This window comes from Thalassotalea loyana (genome assembly GCF_030161435.1).
Classification (GTDB): domain Bacteria; phylum Pseudomonadota; class Gammaproteobacteria; order Enterobacterales; family Alteromonadaceae; genus Thalassotalea_G; species Thalassotalea_G loyana.
On the sequence record NZ_BSSV01000001.1, the window covers coordinates 905,880 to 922,642 of the forward strand.

A 16,763-nucleotide genomic window follows, 5' to 3' on the forward strand; every position below is an offset into this window, starting at 1 on the left:
TCTGATGTACAAAGGAAAAGTCGATGGAAATTATACTCGGCGTATCGATGTTCACCGCTATTGTTATCGTGCTAGTTTTAGTAATTTTATTTGCTAAGTCTAAGCTGGTTTCAACAGGTGATGTGACTATCGCTATTAACGGTGATCCAGATAAAGCGATCACTACTGCTGCTGGCGGCAAATTATTGGGCGCGTTAGCAGATCAAGGTATTTTCGTACCATCAGCTTGTGGTGGTGGCGGTACATGTGGTCAGTGTCGTGTTGACGTACACTCAGGTGGTGGTGATATTTTACCAACTGAGCAAAGCCACATTACTAAGCGTGAAGCAAAAGAAGGGTGTCGTTTAGCGTGTCAAGTTGCTGTTAAGCAAGACATGGACATTGTGTTAGAAGACGAAATCTTTGGTGTTCAACAGTGGGAATGTACAGTTATCTCTAACGATAACAAAGCGACATTCATCAAGGAGCTTAAGTTAGGCATCCCTGATGGTGAATCAGTACCATTCCGCGCTGGTGGTTACATTCAAATTGAAGCACCTGCTCACCATGTTAAATACAAAGAATTTGATATTCCTGAAGAATATCGTGGTGACTGGGAACGTTTTGGCTTCTTCGATATTGAATCGAAAGTTGATACTGACACATTGCGTGCATACTCAATGGCGAACTACCCAGAAGAAGAAGGCATTATTATGCTTAACGTGCGTATTGCTACGCCGCCGCCAAACAACTTATCACTTCCAGCAGGTAAAATGTCTTCGTACATTTGGAGCTTAAAAGAAGGTGATAAAGTGACGATTTCTGGTCCATTCGGTGAATTCTTCGCGAAAGAAACTGATGCAGAAATGGTATTTATCGGTGGTGGTGCAGGTATGGCACCTATGCGTTCTCACATCTTCGATCAGCTTAAGCGTATTAAGTCTAAGCGTAAGATCTCATTCTGGTACGGTGCACGTTCATTACGTGAGATGTTCTATGAAGATGACTTCAACGGCTTAGCTGCTGAAAATGACAACTTCAACTGGCATGTAGCGTTATCAGACCCTCAGCCAGAAGATAACTGGGATGGTATGACTGGCTTCATTCACAACGTTCTTTACGAGAACTACTTACGTGACCATGAAGCACCAGAAGATTGTGAATACTACATGTGTGGTCCACCTATGATGAACGCAGCTGTAATCGGCATGCTGAAAGATCTAGGTGTAGAAGATGAGAATATACTTCTAGATGACTTCGGTGGCTAATTTTTGATTTGAACTTGTTATTTGGCCTTATTTTGTTGTCGGCTGTGCTCACTTGGTAAACCAAGCTCCGCGCAGCCTCCTATAAATAAAACCAATTTCCAGCGTTCAAACCTAAAAATATAGTTTTATAAAAAGAGTGGCTTTGCCACTCTTTTTTTTGGACGAAATTCGTCAACGTGATAGTGATTGCATAGTTGTGCTCACTTGGTAAACCAAGCTCCGCGCTCATTCCTAGAACTAACATCATCATATATCGCAAAACCTTTAAATTTAGGTTGATATAGAAAGAGCGACATAGTCGCTCTTTTTTTATGTTTAACATTTATAACTTCGGCGTCAGTTGGAATCTGTATTTAGGTCTTGAGTTGGCTGTTTCAGTGTCTGCGATAGACTAAATTTCTGACAAGGCCTTCAACGCTAAAAATTTACTCTGATCCCTTTGTGATTTTGAGGTAAAATAGTCTTATATGAATACGGTTTAGGATAGGAAATGCGTGTAGTAAAGTTGTTAGGCTTGCTGTTGGTGGTTGTGTTAGTTCAAGGTTGTTTTCCTAACAACAACGATAGCACTAAGGAAGAGTTGCTTCTACAAGGCCCTACAATGGGGACGACATATAACATCAAGTTTGTGATTGAAAAGGGGCAGCTGGATGTTAATCAGCTACACCATGAAATTGATGCGGCACTTGTTCAAGTGAACCAAGAGATGTCGACCTACATTCCTGACTCAGAATTATCATTATTTAACAAGTCGGCTGGCGATACACCTGTAGCGATGTCAAATGGTCTAGCTAAAGTTATTAACGAGTCAATTCGCCTTGGAAAACTGACGTCAGGTAAGTTAGATGTCACCGTTGGGCCTCTTGTCAATTTATGGGGCTTTGGCCCACTCGCTCGACCTGATGTAGTGCCATCTGACGAAGCGTTAGCTAATGCAAAAGCTAATACTGGTTTAAACCACATCGTTATCGACGGTAATCAACTTAGCAAAACGTTACCATCACTTTACGTTGACCTGTCGACGATCGCTAAAGGTTATGGCGTAGACGTGATTGCCGAGTTACTAGAGTCTAAGAATATCCAGAGCTACTTAGTTGAAGTCGGCGGTGAAATGCGCCTAAAAGGCTTTAAAGCTAATGGCACACTTTGGACCATTGCGGTTGAAAAGCCTATTTCAAATGAACGTGTTATTCACCAATTTGTTGTACCTAAAGACAATGCTGTAGCAACGTCAGGCGACTACCGGAACTATTTTGAAGAAGACGGCCAACGTTTTTCGCATATTATTGATCCACAAACGGGTAAACCTATTAATCATAAACTAGTGTCTGTTACCGTTATTCACCCTTCAGCAATGACGGCAGATGGTTTATCAACGGCAATCATGGTGATGGGGCCTGAAGTAGGGCTTGCCTTTGCCGAAGAAAATAAACTTGCCGCGATGTTAATTGTGAAAACAGATAATGGCTTTGAAGAGATAAACACGGTAAAATTCATGCCGTATTTGAAATAACAATCATTTTGTTATTTGTCTAAATTTTTTGCTTGGAATTAGAGATGACTATTTTTTTACTTACTTTAGCCTTCTTCTTGATTGTTGTCGTTGGTATGGCTGTTGGCTATATTTTTCAACAGAAGTCGTTAGCGGGTAGTTGTGGTGGCTTGGGTAGCATTGGAATAGATAAAGAATGTAATTGTGATAACCCATGTGAAAGCCGTCAAGAACGTGAGCGTAAAGCGGCTGAACTAAAAGAAAATAGTATTGATATAAAGAATATCTAATCTAAATTTTTCTAAATAGAAAGCACCCAAATGGGTGCTTTTTTTGTTTTGCATGTAGCATTTCCATAAAAAGTTGTATTACTGATTATTATTAGTATACTGTTTTTATGTACAGTGTTGTTTGTTGGTTATGAGAAAAATTATTCATATCGATATGGATTGCTTTTAAACTTTAGAGTGTTAACGAACAGTCAAAAAGTGTAAGTAAAAAGAAATAATAACTTACCAAAATCAGAGATATTTTTGTTAGTACATACTATGTAAGTTTAACTTTGAATTTTGATAGTTTTAATTTAACTGAATTTGTCGCTTTAAGACGGTTGGAATATTTTCAAAAAAATAAAAGCAAAGATAAAGTTGTTACTGGTGAAAAATTGAGCTAACGTAAAAATCATGAGCGTTAATAGGGCTTACAATACGTATGCAAAGGTACAATGACAAAGATATAAACAAGCATTATGTTTATCTTGACGATAACCACTTTCCTATACTGTTGCCATGCCTTTTTGCTCGCTATACCCAGTGTTCTGGTCTAAGAATCGACACAAAAGTCGAAATGAACCCTACTTCAAAGAAAAAAGAAGAGACTTTTATTACAAAAGAACTGGGTGGAGAACAAGCATACACAATTTGTAATCATTTAGGTCGATTTCTTCAGTGGATAAACGACTATAAAGGCAGTGATTATGTCAGACTAACTACTCATACAGCCTTGCCAAATGGCATTATTAATGAGTACATCAACAAATACCTGATTGATGAGTGTGAGAGTGGCGAGGCTGTATCACAGCAGGCCGTTAATGCGTTAACTGCATATTACCACTGGCTATTTTATTTCTTCGATAATAGACGAAAGTATATCGGTGTGGAGTCTGCTTACCGTGCAGTTGCTAGAAATAACAATAAAGGTGTAAAGGCTGTTAAGTACTTATTGCCGCAAACAAGACAAATACTTTATCAGAATACGAAGTCATTACTTCAAGAAGTAGTGCTTAGAAATGGTGGAGAGTTGGGATGCAGGACCAAGGAAAATACGGGGTTTTTACTTCATGATTTTAAAGTGAATAAGGAAACTTACAGTGGTCTGCTGACATTATTTGAACAACTAGAATCACACCCCAATCAGGAGGAGTTTAAATATTATTTATCTTCACTTTATACCAAATATGGTCGAAGCCGAATGTTATACATTCCAAGAGGCTTATTGGAGAAAATGAAGAAGTACTATGAGTTGGAACGACCGAGGTCCAGCTCAAACCACCTGTTACTAGCAAACTCCGGTAATGCCAAAGGAAAGTGTATTAGTAGCGCCTTTGGTTCAAACACCTTTTTAGAGGTGAGGAGAAAAGTTCTTGAGAAAATAAACGCGGGACATCCCCGTTACGCCAATATCCAAGAAATAACAGAGTGCAATACATACCACCATCTTAGGCATTCCTTTGGTACAGATATTTTTTATAACCTCTGTGAAGGTCAAAATAAGCACTATGAAACGATTACAACAACTTCAGGAGTGTACTTAGAAACTGCAAGGCGCTTAGGCCATCAAGTAGAAGGCCTTCACGCGGGGGAAACTACAAAACGGTATATCCATTCCTGCTGTTATCGAGAATGTCTGTTGAAGGAGGTTGTAAATGGATGAAATGGACCCTTCAGATAATCACCGCATTAGTGAAACCTCGGATTCAGTGTTGCTGGAAGAAAGAATCCAACAAGAATTTCAGGCGAAGCAAGCCGTCACAGCGATAAAATATTCCCTTGATGCGACATCTATTTTTTTACCGAAGATTGAAGGTACAAGGCTAAAAAAACGCAGATTGACCTTTGAAGTCATCGAAAATTCCTTCAAGACCCTGCTATTTCGCGTGATAGTGGCTGCATATAACTATGCCTATACGAATCAATTTGCCTCGTTGTCGGCAAAGGTTGCGGTTGAGCAGTATGCCTACAGATTTGTCGAGTGGCTGAATAAAGAAGAAATATTGAACCGATACTCAGCCCTCAAAGAATACGAAAAGTATCACTATGATTTATTGGGAAATCATGGGGGGTATAGTGTTTTAAGCAAACTTAAATCCCTGTTTCATTATGCCTTCGAAGAAGAAGACTTTAGGGACTCATTAACACCAGAAGAGGCTCGTTACTTACAGGCGCTGAAAGAGACCAAAATTAGCCCCAACTTCAACAAGAAGCAATGTTCATTAGCCAGTTACTTTGGTGCGCTGGATTGGTTAAGGCGCGACGATGTAGGAATTGGAAATCAACTCTATGTGACGCTAGCATCTCCTAAATTAGCAGTGAACTCATTGAAGTGTACGGCATCTACCATAATCATCGAGCTATTCAAAATTAAGTCTACATTGAGAGGGTTCTTGGTCGAGAATGGCTTTACACCTCGTGATTTTCATTTTCCTGAATCTAAGAAACTTATATTAGGTGATAAGAAAATAATAGTTGGCCGGGTGATTTATCGCATCCTAACTCAGTTTCACTCGTTGAATGAGAAGCCTGAACGTTTGAAGCATGCAATTGAGTTGGTGTTGTTATCCAATGTGACTAACTCGAACAACTTCGAGAAAGTGCGCACCACACTTGATAGTGAACAAAAATTTCACGACTGTTTTCACTCGAAATCTCGTAGAGGCTTTGGTGAGTTCTCAACTGGTTTTGCAGATAGATATTTTACTAGTACTCATAAAGGCTGTCTGCTATCAATGGAAGTGCTCGCACAACTATCGGATACAACTCAACCACTACCTATTACAGTATTGGAAACATTGATGTTCAGTTGGCTCATGGCAAGTCTCACTGTTCAGCCCTCCGATATCACAAAGCTTTCTCGAAATTCCTTTCGCTTATTAAAAATCGGAGGTCGTGTCACCCATATAGAGTGTGAGTATTTCAAAGGACGCGCTAACAATATCCATAATACTCGAAGTTTATCTACCAGAAAACCAGAAGGCAGGGCGTTGCTGATCTATCTGAATCAGCATTCGGGTGGTGAGTTATCGGCCTATGACGGAGGCATTCTGGTAATTTTCAATGGATTACGAAGTATTGTTGGGAATGCTATCGCGGTATTTGAATTACCGTTTATAGAGACTCAGCTCGCGACTTTACACAGGCAAAATGGAAGAAACCCCGTAATTTTGCCATTAGCTCTAAAAGCATTGCAAGCGCAGTCTGAAATATCCGACCAAATCAAGTTGTTTGGTTTGCAGGCGATAAAGAACTCAGCGGTACATGCGTATAGTGACCCGTACACACTTCACTACCTTATCAACCGCAACTCTCATACTAATAAAACGGAGAAAATCCATTATCTCACGGCGGACAACGAAGAGTTTATTAATGCCTCAGGCCGCATTACCCGTAGCATCATGTTGGATTTAATCAACAACGTATTTGATCTGGATTTTTTAGAACAGAGTGAGTCAAAACTGAGTGATACAGAGCGAGGAGAGAAGGGAAAAACGTTAGAAAAGAAGAAGGCCGCGTTTAACAATGAGTTTGGTAATGTAGCGGATACTATATCTTACAAGTCAGGAGAAATGTTGTCTCGTTTAAAACTGCTCACCGAGCAGAGCAAAGGTGTCATTAATGAAGTTGGCGTTATGTTATTGTCCAAGAATCAAGAAGAAGCATTTTCGCCCATTTATGTGTTAGATAGTAAAGTTACGGCGTTTAAAATGTTTAACTATCTGCACGAATTTAAAACCCACTATAAAAAATTGCTTTGTCGCAATCCGGACTACCTCTACCAAACAGTATTTCCGCAAGTGGAGTGGGTGGAACAGATCTTAACCAAGCTTAGCAAAGACTCAATAAGAGAGGGTGAAGTACTCTTTGAAAAAATGCTGGAATCGGGTGTCAACATCAGTGTATTTCATTCAATTTAGTGAGGTTTACCATGCAACCAATATCCGAAAACTCCGCACTAAAAGCGTTCTGGGAAGATCAAAACCAGAAATTGCTTTCCGATGAAAGGTTTCTCAGTCAATACGGTAATTTATTTTCAGAAAAGCTGTACTTTAAAAATAATAAAGGTACAAAATCAGAACTCGATTTTTCCGTGTTTGAACAGCCTCATTTGAAAATTGAAAAGGTGGCTAACCTAACAGTAAGTGGAGAGTCTTATCCGTTAACAATGACAGAGTACGCAAAGCTTTCGCTAATTAACTCAATTATGGGAAAAAGATCTATCTCCCCAGCTATATCTTATCGATTTACTATGCAATTAGCCGGATTTTTGCACTACCAAGGTCAAAAATCACTCTCAATAGATAATATTGAGGCTTTTCACCACAATTTTTTATCGCAGACATTTAATGGAAAGGGCATGTTTACCTGTCTTCAGGCACCTGCTTTCAGATCAACGTACGGGATTTTTAACTTTGTCGAGAGCCGAAACAGCCTTCAAGCACTGGGTGTATCTGGATTGATTGACATTGGGTTGACACGGAAAATGCATGACAAAGCGTTGGATAATGCTTGTCAGACGGTGATGGGGATTGCAATTAACGAGTATAAAAAAGGGGGGAGTTACAACTTTCTAACACTGGAAATAGGGCAATATTACATTGACCACATGCGCCGCGTCTATGAGGACGATTACTTTTACAGCCTAGTGTGTCGGCGTGCCATTGAAGTTGTGTATAAAAAGATTGGTATGGTTGAAGGGCAATCTCACGGGAGTATAAACAGTTGGAGAAATGTCTTACTTGATACAATTCGTGGGACGTATAAGCTCAACAAAAAGCGTAATACAGTAGGCTTAAACTCGGATAGTTTAAACAGCACAATGATGTCGGCGCTTTTTAACGAATACCAACACTTTTTCGAAAAAGTACAGTCTCTTAGAGAAGAAAATATCTATGAAGTGATAAAAACACTTGGATTGGAATTACGTTTCGATGCACTCGAAGTAATACGTATCTTAATGCTCCAAAAATACTACCCATATGAAGCAAGCAAAAAGCCAGAAGCGGTATGGTGTAATTATTTAAGTTCATTGAATAATACTCACGTCAGTAGTGAAAAGTTTTGTCAAACAACTGCTGAAGACATTTATATCCTGATGAGGAATATCATTGAGAAGCAACGTCTCGATGAAAAGGCTTTTATGAAATCTCTTAACCATTGGTATATTGCGCTTATGGTCGATAAAAATGCTAGAGGTATTGTGGATTTTATATCAGAAACCAATCGTGTTTCGGATGCAATGACCTGTTTGTTGATGAGTTGGCTTGGTTATCGTAAAAGTGAATTTGGCTTTCCTCTCTCCGCCATCCATGCAGAGTCAAATTTGGACATTCTGGATAACTCGCATGTGCCATTTCGTTTTAAACTGAAATGGGTGGTGCCTAAGACCAACGGCACTACTAAGCTTGATCGGGAAATTACGTCTCAGTGTTACCAAGTCGCCGCACAGCTGGACGAGTTTCACCAGCCACCGGAGGGGGCTCCATGCTTGTACAAAGAGAAGTTTGCAACTTCCAATAAATCAGAGGTTTATACTGAAAGCAGAGTGAAAAGTAACTGGTCTAATTTTGTTTGGCAATATAAGCCATTCAAGCAAGTTATAGAGTTACAGCGATTATCTCAGATTGATAAAGAGGAATTAACCCCTGCTGAAAAGGAGGCACTAAATGAATTAAGTCAGCTGTACAACTTGTCGAGCGCTCGCGCCCAGCACTTGCTTGAAACTTGCAAAGAGCTCAGACGGGATATTGTAATACTGAACTGTACGTATGTTGCAGGTGCTAGGTCACTGGCTAGATTCAAAGTATCTCTTCTGGAGTATCAACGGGCAGGCAATATTACTGATGTTGAGCATAGAGCTGTAGTCGAAAACTATCTGTCTGATGATACAAAAGCGTGGTTACGAGAAGAGAAGAGTAATCTTGATAAAAAAGCCATGATGGATATCTTTAAGGAAATGCTTCAAGGTGTTCGTTATCCAACGCCGCACGCGTTTCGTCATATCTGGGCAGAAGCCGTCCTCATGCGTTATCAAGGGGATGTGGGGGCAGCAATACGTCATCAGTTCTGTCATTTGGATGACTCATTTTTCATGGCTTACCTGAGAAACAAGGAGGCCAGAGATTTACTCAGTGTCGCACGACCCAAAATACTGAACTCCATCGTTGATACCTTGCTGATTGATAGTAAGCAGATTGGTCGTAAGTATATTGGAGGGTTTGCACGATTCGTAGGGAAAACGGTAGGGATTACTAATGCAATAACACCGAGTGAATTGAGAGCACTCAAAGAAAAAATTGCAGGACGTGTTATATCGCTTAATTCTGCACAGTACGCTACCTGTGCGCCTCGAGAAGGTGGAGAGTCTCGTGCAAAGTGCAGTGAGTTTGGCGAGATTAATCCTCATAATGCTAAGCCCTCGTTTTGCTTAGATTGCACTAATGCACTCATTACAGAGGGTAACTTGAGAGGGATTTGGGAGGTCATTCAACCATTTATCAAAGAATCATTAAATGAAGATGTGATGGGGTTTATGGTTGAGCATCATTTACCTACGATGCGTTCCGCTGAAAAACGAATAGGTGAATTTCAATCGAACTATAATGGTGAGCAAATTACCAAAATGTTGGGTTGGATACGTAAGGCAATTGATAACATTGAGAAAAAGCTAAACGAAGAGGAGTGCTTATATGCATGCTGATTTAGATGCGCTAATGTCTGAAGAATTTCTCGACAGCTTAGATGCTGAAGCTAAAGACGAACTGTTACAAGATGTAGAGAAGCCTATTTGGGTGCAGGAAGAGAGACATACTACACATCGGGCGTGGCAGGCAATATTGGCACTAAAAGCGGAAAAGGAAACAAGCATATTTACTTTTGGAAAAGTCGCAACAAGCAAAACCCCAAAAAGCCTTTACCAGATCAAGAAGTCGGAAGTATCTAAAATGCTGGGTATTAGTGCACAAAGCATGTTTGCAGCAAGCTCATTCAGCGCGGAATTATTTAAGTTCTTATACAAAGTAAATGCGTCGCTTTTAAAGCTGCACATACAGGAGCAGAAAAAACAGAAAAAACGCTACACTACGGGGGTTCGCAGCAAGAGAAAAGAAGAAGTAGTTAACGAGTATCAACAGCTTCGTGATCGCGTGAGAGAGCTCGAATGTCGAAACGTGAAAGAGACACTCGATTTACTAATAAGCCAGCTTCCTTTCGATTTAGCACAACAACTGAAACGATAGATAGAGGACAAATCTACTATAGCTAAAGTGTAGTAGCTCATATCTAATCTGACACCTTTCAATTTTGGATTCGACCTAATCGTACAGTTGATTAGGTCAGCTATGATACGAAAGCAGACATTACAAGTTGAACTCAAGTCGAAAAGCAGACTTTACATTAATACCTATAAGCTACTTATACTTTTCATGGTATTATCTGTAAAAATTTTGAAGTGGTGCACCTGATGGAAAAATATGAAGAGCTGCTTGTGTCAATTCGCAAGGTTATTCGCGCAATTGATTTGCATTCAAAGCAATTAAATAAGTCTTCTGGCTTAACTGGTCCTCAACTCTTAATTATGCAAGAAATTGCAAGAATAAAAGGAGTAATGGCAAGCCAAATTGCAAAGCAAATTAACCTAAGTGCCGCTACGGTTACTAATATTGTGGACAGGCTTGAGAATAGAGGATTAGTTCAGCGCGTTCGCAGTACTGAGGATAAAAGACGGGTGGGGTTGTTTTTAACTGATAATGGCAGAAACTCGCTAATAGATGCACCTCAGCCACTTCAAGAGCACTTTATTCAGAAGTTCTGTAGTTTAGAAGAATGGGAGCAATCACTTTTACTTTCATCTATGCAGCGAATTGCTACCATGATGGACGCAACAGAATTAGATGCAGCTCCTGTACTTGAAATAGATCCCATGCATAAAAGTTCAGAAGGGAATGCAAGTAATAGTTAACTTGCCTTTATTTGTTCCATACTTACCTTTATTTGTTCCAAATTTGAAGAGCCATTGTTAAAAAAGCTTATCTTAAAGTTTCACCTCTAACTATTACACTGCTAATGATATTTACACTTGTTAAGTGTGTATAGGCTTTATAACCTATACACTTATATATAGTTGCTTTGTACAAAAAACATTTTTTCAATAGCGCTTTGATTATGAATGTGAGGTTTAGTATAGTTAGAGCTCTAATTAATTAGACAGTCGGTACAATGGAACAACAACAGATATTAAATCTCAATTCACTAGAGAAAGATTTTGGTATTCTAACTTTTGAAGATAAAAAGACTCACTCACTGAGAATAGAAAGCTTAGGGCAAGCAGACCTCGTTAAAGTCATTCCCGCCATTTTGGACTATGCAGCATCACATCGCCTAAAAAAAATTACAGTAAAAGCCTCTGATGCTCAGGCAGTGTATTTTTATCAGCATGGCTTTTGTATTGAAGCTTCAATTCCTGCTTATTTTGGTATGCAGGATGCCATCTTTGTTGTTCGTTACTTTGAAACCAATGAGCCTAACCTTAGCACTGACCAAGAAGAAATATTAAATATGGCGCTAGGTGATAGCGTTATCCAGGCTAATAGAGAATTGTTAACGGATATTGTTATTTCTAAGTGTGAAGGAGTGTTTAGCGAACACATATCAAATCAAAATCAAGTGTGTTTCACAGGCGTTGAAAAGTCGAATGCTTCTGACAGTATTATGTTTACGGCTTCACTAGGCAATAAAGTAATAGCTACTGCTGATAGTCAGTTAAACAAAGCAGATAAAGCGGTAGAGTTTTCAAACTTTGTTGTCAATGTGGAATATGAACCAAATATTCTTATTTCTTGCTTACTCGCTGACATGGAGTCTTATTACCTATCCATAGGGTGTCAGACTTCCTATACACTAGTTTCTGCTGATAGTTTAATTATTAATAAAACTTGTGCCGACAATAACTATGAATTTGGTGGAACATTGAAGAATGAATTAATAATAAATGAGGCTATTGCCAGCCTAAACACTTGGTTTAAGAGGCTTTAAACATTATGGTTGAGTGTGACGATAGCCCTATGTTAGATGCCAAATCATTGAAAGCATACATTGCCGATCACGAGGTAATGCTAAATGAGCAGTTTTTTGAAACGAAAATTTCTGAGTTGCAAATTCAGCGAGCCGAGTTGTTTGATAAACTACTCACTCGATTATGGCATCGTTATGACTTGCATCAATTCTCCTCAATTTCATTAAATGCAGTAGGGGGCTACGGAAGACAAACACTCCACCCTAAATCTGATATTGATATTTGTATTCTTCATGAAAAAGAGCTGACTAAAGAACAGGGAGATAAGCTTTCTACTTTTCTCACAAAACTCTGGGATTTAGGGGTCGATATTGGCTCATCAGTCAGAACACTAAGAGAAAATGTTAGCGCCGCTAAATCTGACATAACCATTGCAACTAACTTGCTAGATATAAGAACGCTTGCAGGCTCATCTTCACATGCCTGCTCTATTTTAAAGAAGCTTTATTCTGATCAAATCATCACCAGTGATCAGTTTCTTACTGATAAATCCTCTGAGCAGGAAGGCAGACATAAAAAAGCGAATAATACGCCACTGTATTTAGAGCCTAATATAAAAAACAATCCAGGTGGAATGAGAGATGTTCAAACGATTTTTTGGATTGCCCGTAAGCACTTTAACGTTAATGATACTGAGGCGTTAAAGACGCTTGGTTTTTTAAAAACTGATGAATATTTCGAATTGATGGAGTCGTATGACTTTATCTGTCGCATAAGGTGGGCGCTTCATACCGTTGCAAAAAGGCCAGTGGAAACGCTTTTATTTGATTATCAGTGTGAAGTCGCAGAGTTTATGAAGTTTGGCCACGGTGAAAACAGCCAACTGGCCGTTGAAAAAATGATGCGCCAATTATTTCGCGCGATGACCCGTATCCGAGAATTAAACCAGATGATGTTGGGTGTTATTCAAAGGAAAATTTCAACACCAAAAAAATATGACTTAACTCAAGTGGACTTAGACGAACACTTTTTCGTGTCTCAACATTTGATTCAAGCTAAGTATGATGAGGTGTTTTTTAATAAGGCCAATGTTGTAAGGTTATTTAGATTAATTGCTGAAAATGACGATATATTAGACATCGCACCAGAGACGCTTAGGCTACTTCGGCAAACAAGAAGAAGCTTATTAGGAGAGCTCCAAGATTATCAAGAATGTAGATATGAGTTCCTCCAAATCATTAAGCATAAAAATGGGCTAAAAAGAGCTTTTGGTCTGATGCATAGGTACGGCGTCATCGCTTCATACTTTCCTGAATGGAATGCCATTGAAGGGCAAATGCAGTTTGATATGCACAATGCGTATACCGTTGATGAACATGCGTTTAAGCTTATTCAATATGTTGACGAGTTCACACAGTTAAGAAAAAGTAAACAATTGGTTGGCAGCATTTATAAGGAAAGCGTATACAAACATGTACTTGTAATTGCTGGTTTGTGTCACGATTTGTCAGGGAAGCAGAGTCATGAAAACAATGAATTTAGTGCCATGTTTGCCAAAGAATTTGCACAACTTCATGATTTAAAAAAGTCCGATGTAGAATTGATAACTTGGCTTGTTGAAAAACAAAATCTATTGCTAAGTACGGTGCAAACGTTAGATATTCAAGATAGCGAGGTGATTAAGTCAGTGGCCAAGCACATTGGCACTGAGATTAAGTTAAATGCACTATATTGCTTTACCGTTGCAGACATAAAGGCAACTAACGAACAAAGCTGGAATGAATGGCAAGAAAGTTTGTTAAATGAACTGTACTTCGCATTAAGAAACGCACTAAAAAGCGGTATAGAGAATGTTTTTGAACAACGTACAATTATTCGAGAAAACAAGAATGAAGCGATTGAAACACTTGTATCTCTAGGTTTTTATCAAGCGGAAATAAATTCGCTTTGGGGTAATTTCACGTCTAGTTTTTTCAGCTCAAATCAGGTGAATGAAATAGTAAGGTTTACCGAACAAATTTTAATAAACCACAATAATGAACATACACTTGCTTTAGTGGATGATCCTAATCTTGAATGTACAAATTTGCTTGTTTATGCCAAAGATCGTAATAGCCTTTTTGTTGATCTTTTTAATACATTATCGTCATTAAAAATTTGTGTAAAAGAAGCACAGCTATACCAGACAAAAGATGGAAAAGTACTAGAAATTATAAAAGTACTAGATCATAACGATGACCCCATAACTGATGAATACCGTGGGCAACAGATTATCAAGCGCATAGACAATTTGTTAAACGAAAGCACAAGCACTTATAGACCGGCTAAGCCTTCATTCGTTAAAAATTTTGAAAATTCACCTGAAATTGAGTTTATTACGACGTCTAAAACAGGCAGAGCGCTATTAAGAGTGAATGCATTAGACAACCCACTTTTTATTGAAAAAATTTGTAATGTTTTCAAACAAAAAGAATTAACAATTCACTCTGCAAAAATTAGTTCTTTAGGTGAAAGTAGCGAGAATGTATTTTCAATTTCGGCAAAAGACAATATGGCTTTGTCGCTAAAAGACAAAGAAGAGCTTACTAAGATGCTACTGGACAAAATTGCTTGAGTCTAGAACCAGTAGCTATCAGTTTTGGCTATTTAAATCTAAGTAGCATGCTTTTATTCACGCAGTAAATGCAAGAAGTGTAAGTGCTTTTCATATTGGTTAATAATGTCATTGATAACCGCTTCTTCACACCACCCCATGATATCGTAATCTTGACCACCTTCGACTAAGTGGACTTCTGCACGGTAGTATTCATCATTGTCATCATTTGTATTGAAATCTGGTTGTGAATGTTTTCGCTTATTAACACCATATGAAAAGTCATGCTCATCACCGTGACTCACATTGAGCAATACGCCATTGGAAGTGTTTGATATTTGAGCATCAAGACCATTTTCTTCCAATTGCCTTTTAACTTTTTCAAATGCCTTTTTCACTTTGGTGTTCATAAAAATATCAACATTTTTTTTGTTTGGTGTTGATAACAAATTCACTAATCTATCTTGCCAATCAATATCGGCGCTTTGCGTATTGGAAGGTGAAGAAATCAAAGACATACTATTTTGTTTTACCGATTCAACTTGTAAGGCTTTTCCTAACCCATAACAACCGATCAATAACACAATGCTAAATGGTAATGCGCTTGCTATGGTCATCGTTTGGAGGGCCTCCAGCCCGCCGACAATGGTTAAAGCACCAGCAACAACACCAACACATATTGCCCAAAACAATCTTTGCCAAACTGGTGTGTCATTCCTGCCATTGGAACAAAGCATATCAATCACTAAAGCACCTGAATCGCATGAAGTAACAAAGAAAATAACGATCATTAATATCGACAAACCCGTTAAGGCCATTGACCAAGGCAAAGATTCGAGGAAAACAAACAACCCAACAGCCGAATTTTCACTAATCATTTCTCCTAAACGAGCAAAGCCCTGATCAACAATAAGTGAAATAGCAGAGTTACCAAAAATAGTCATCCACAGCAAAGTAAAAGCTGTAGGAACTATGAGTACACCAAGTACAAACTCTCTGATGGTTCTGCCTTTAGAAATTTTGGCAATAAACAAACCAACAAACGGAGCCCAAGCTAGCCACCATCCCCAATAAAAAATAGTCCAACCACCAATCCAGCTCTTTTTCTCATAAGCAAATAAATTGAAAGTATTTGACACTATATCTGACAGATAGTTACCGATATTCTGCACATAAGCTTGCAGCAAAAACAATGTTGGTCCTACAACAAAAATGAGCAACATGAGTAATACCGCTAGTCCCATGTTGATTTCAGATAGTATTTTGATTCCTTTATCTAAACCCGTTGCTACAGAAACTGACGCTAAACATGTTATAGCAAGCATAATAATAAGCTGATTGGACTGGCTAACCTCTATTGAAAAAAGATAATTGAGGCCAGCATTAACTTGTGATGCACCAAGACCCAGCGAAGTTGCTACGCCGAAGACAGTGCCAACTACTGCAAATATGTCAACTAAATGTCCTGGCCAACCATAAATACGATCACCTATTAAGGGGTGTAGTGCTGAACGTAATGTTAAAGGTAAGCCTTGGCGGTAACTAAAATAAGCCAAAATCAGCGCAACAATAGCGTAAATAGCCCATGCATGAAGCCCCCAGTGAAAAAACGTTATCTTCATTGCTTCTTTGATGGCTTCCAATGAGCCCTGTTCGGCTGTAGGTGGTGCCAAATAGTGCATAACTGGTTCGGCAACCCCAAAGAACATTAGGCCAATGCCCATGCCAGCGGCAAATAACATTGAAATCCATGTGGTTAACGAGAAGTCTGGGGTTGAATGATCTGGCCCTAGCTTTATTGAGCCAAATCTCGACATACTCAAATAGATAACGAAACCAAGAATGATTGCTACGGTCAGTACGTAAAACCAACCACCATTTGTGGTTATACTTGATTGCACTAGGTTAAAAACTTTTGAGGCGCTATCTGGGGACATTAGCGTAACAGCAAGAATAGAGAGGATAATCAAAATCGCGGGGAAAAATACCGACTTATTTATTGCTGGTTTATTCGAATCCATTATTTATTTAACAACTAAAAATGACATAGAAAACATTATACATCGAAAAATTAGTGTTCATAGCAATATTGTGAATTGCACATAAATACGAAATAGGTTTACCTTTTGTTTTTATAGGTTATAAA

Annotated in this window: 11 protein-coding genes; 10 read left to right on the forward strand and 1 reads right to left on the reverse strand. The window is 38.8% G+C overall.

Annotated features, from left to right (window positions below):
- Positions 1–23 precede the first annotated feature (23 nt).
- The 10 genes from nqrF to glnD all read left to right on the forward strand — a co-directional run bounded on the left by nqrF (position 24) and on the right by glnD (position 14,638).
- Positions 24–1,247, forward strand: a complete 1,224-nt coding sequence (gene nqrF / locus QQK05_RS03965) for an NADH:ubiquinone reductase (Na(+)-transporting) subunit F (protein WP_284296141.1) — start codon at positions 24–26, stop codon at positions 1,245–1,247.
- Between the two features lie 490 nt (positions 1,248–1,737).
- Positions 1,738–2,760 (forward strand): FAD:protein FMN transferase, encoded by a 1,023-nt coding sequence (locus tag QQK05_RS03970; protein WP_284296142.1) that lies wholly within the window; start codon positions 1,738–1,740, stop codon positions 2,758–2,760.
- Positions 2,761–2,804: 44 nt separating this feature from the next.
- Complete coding sequence (gene nqrM, locus QQK05_RS03975) at positions 2,805–3,029, forward strand: (Na+)-NQR maturation NqrM (protein WP_284296143.1); 225 nt, start codon at positions 2,805–2,807, stop codon at positions 3,027–3,029.
- A 556-nt stretch (positions 3,030–3,585) separates the two neighbouring features.
- Positions 3,586–4,671 (forward strand): site-specific integrase, encoded by a 1,086-nt coding sequence (locus QQK05_RS03980; protein ID WP_284296144.1) that lies wholly within the window; start codon positions 3,586–3,588, stop codon positions 4,669–4,671.
- Positions 4,664–6,928 (forward strand): hypothetical protein, encoded by a 2,265-nt coding sequence (locus tag QQK05_RS03985; protein ID WP_284296145.1) that lies wholly within the window; start codon positions 4,664–4,666, stop codon positions 6,926–6,928. The genes QQK05_RS03980 and QQK05_RS03985 overlap by 8 nt, the downstream gene beginning before the upstream one ends.
- A gap of 11 nt (positions 6,929–6,939) precedes the next feature.
- The gene (locus QQK05_RS03990; protein WP_284296146.1) at positions 6,940–9,711 is read left to right on the forward strand and encodes a hypothetical protein; all 2,772 of its coding nucleotides are present in this window, start codon (positions 6,940–6,942) and stop codon (positions 9,709–9,711) included.
- Positions 9,701–10,249 carry a hypothetical protein gene (locus QQK05_RS03995; RefSeq protein WP_284296147.1) on the forward strand — a complete coding sequence of 183 codons (549 nt, stop codon included), beginning with the start codon at positions 9,701–9,703 and terminating at the stop codon, positions 10,247–10,249. The genes QQK05_RS03990 and QQK05_RS03995 overlap by 11 nt, the downstream gene beginning before the upstream one ends.
- A 224-nt stretch (positions 10,250–10,473) precedes the next feature.
- Positions 10,474–10,971, forward strand: a complete 498-nt coding sequence (locus QQK05_RS04000; protein ID WP_284296148.1) for a MarR family winged helix-turn-helix transcriptional regulator — start codon at positions 10,474–10,476, stop codon at positions 10,969–10,971.
- Between the two features lie 257 nt (positions 10,972–11,228).
- A complete protein-coding gene (locus QQK05_RS04005; RefSeq protein WP_284296149.1) occupies positions 11,229–12,044 on the forward strand; it encodes a hypothetical protein in 816 nt (271 codons plus the stop codon).
- A 5-nt stretch (positions 12,045–12,049) separates the two neighbouring features.
- Positions 12,050–14,638, forward strand: a complete 2,589-nt coding sequence (gene glnD / locus QQK05_RS04010) for a [protein-PII] uridylyltransferase (protein WP_284296150.1) — start codon at positions 12,050–12,052, stop codon at positions 14,636–14,638.
- A gap of 53 nt (positions 14,639–14,691) precedes the next feature.
- On the opposite strand, the gene QQK05_RS04015 is transcribed toward glnD, so the two are convergent.
- Complete coding sequence (locus QQK05_RS04015) at positions 14,692–16,638, reverse strand: BCCT family transporter (protein ID WP_284296151.1); 1,947 nt, start codon at positions 16,636–16,638, stop codon at positions 14,692–14,694.
- Between the last annotated feature and the right edge of the window lie 125 nt (positions 16,639–16,763).

Excerpts from the sequence above, each read along its gene's own strand:
- QQK05_RS03985 (WP_284296145.1), top strand. The coding sequence starts at position 4,664 with ATGGATGAAATGGACCCTTCAGATAATCACCGCATTAGTGAAACCTCG.
- QQK05_RS03970 (WP_284296142.1), top strand. The coding sequence starts at position 1,738 with ATGCGTGTAGTAAAGTTGTTAGGCTTGCTGTTGGTGGTTGTGTTAGTT.
- glnD (WP_284296150.1), top strand. The coding sequence starts at position 12,050 with ATGGTTGAGTGTGACGATAGCCCTATGTTAGATGCCAAATCATTGAAA.
- QQK05_RS04015 (WP_284296151.1), bottom strand. The coding sequence starts at position 16,638 with ATGGATTCGAATAAACCAGCAATAAATAAGTCGGTATTTTTCCCCGCG.
- QQK05_RS03995 (WP_284296147.1), top strand. The coding sequence starts at position 9,701 with ATGCATGCTGATTTAGATGCGCTAATGTCTGAAGAATTTCTCGACAGC.
- QQK05_RS04005 (WP_284296149.1), top strand. The coding sequence starts at position 11,229 with ATGGAACAACAACAGATATTAAATCTCAATTCACTAGAGAAAGATTTT.
- nqrF (WP_284296141.1), top strand. The coding sequence starts at position 24 with ATGGAAATTATACTCGGCGTATCGATGTTCACCGCTATTGTTATCGTG.
- QQK05_RS03980 (WP_284296144.1), top strand. The coding sequence starts at position 3,586 with ATGAACCCTACTTCAAAGAAAAAAGAAGAGACTTTTATTACAAAAGAA.
- QQK05_RS03990 (WP_284296146.1), top strand. The coding sequence starts at position 6,940 with ATGCAACCAATATCCGAAAACTCCGCACTAAAAGCGTTCTGGGAAGAT.
- QQK05_RS04000 (WP_284296148.1), top strand. The coding sequence starts at position 10,474 with ATGGAAAAATATGAAGAGCTGCTTGTGTCAATTCGCAAGGTTATTCGC.
- nqrM (WP_284296143.1), top strand. The coding sequence starts at position 2,805 with ATGACTATTTTTTTACTTACTTTAGCCTTCTTCTTGATTGTTGTCGTT.